We start from the raw sequence: 680 nt of genomic DNA, 5'->3' as shown, positions 1-680 counted from the left end.
TCTGTGTGGATTTGGATTGCGTGACGCCCACAGCAACAACTCGTCCAAATCTGGCAGTTCGTAGCCTAACTCGACCATGAGATACAACTGAATCAGATGAGCGTGGCGTTCAACGGCGAGTGAACACCGACGGCGAGGGAGCCGCGACGCCGACGAGTCGGCGTCTGCGGCGGCTTCGCCCTCACGCTGTCTTGCCTCCAGCCTCCGTAACTCATCCACGATGACACGGCTCATCATCAGCGAAATCGCCGCCATGATGATCAGCGCCTCGATGATGTAGGCGTCGGTCGTGTTGATCTCGTCCAACCTGAACCGCGATTTCAGTTCCTTGAACAGCAGCTCCACCTCCCAGCGCGCCCGATAGAGCTGTGCGATATCGGGCGCGCTGTAGTCATCTCTCGACAGGTTCGTCAGATAGAGATGGTACTCGCCGCTCTCCTCGTTCCGCAGCCCGACCAGTCGAAACGTCCGGGTCCTGCGGCCGCAGGACCCTCGTTTGAGGTCGAACGAGAGGGTGATGCGAACGTCTATCTCCCGTCGCTGCAGGTCGTCGAGGACGTCCTGCAGCGACTCCCCTTCGAGCGGGATACTGTTGCCCCGCCACGTCCGCAGTTCCTCGACAATCTCGAAGTTCGCGTCATCTTTGACTCGGGAGACGAACCACCCGCCGTTCTGGTCGA

At 60.0% G+C, this 680-nt stretch carries 1 protein-coding gene; it reads right to left on the bottom strand.

All coding sequences use genetic code 11. The features are described 5' to 3' along the window. The coding region (locus ABDZ36_RS14840) for an IS4 family transposase (RefSeq protein ID WP_343749386.1) at nucleotides 1-680 on the bottom strand (680 nt) is incomplete at both ends.

This window comes from Halarchaeum salinum, assembly GCF_039520965.1.
In the GTDB taxonomy this organism is placed as follows: domain Archaea; phylum Halobacteriota; class Halobacteria; order Halobacteriales; family Halobacteriaceae; genus Halarchaeum; species Halarchaeum salinum.
The sequence above is the reverse complement of the archived record's forward strand: the minus strand, read 5'-3'. Positions and strand labels throughout refer to the sequence as shown.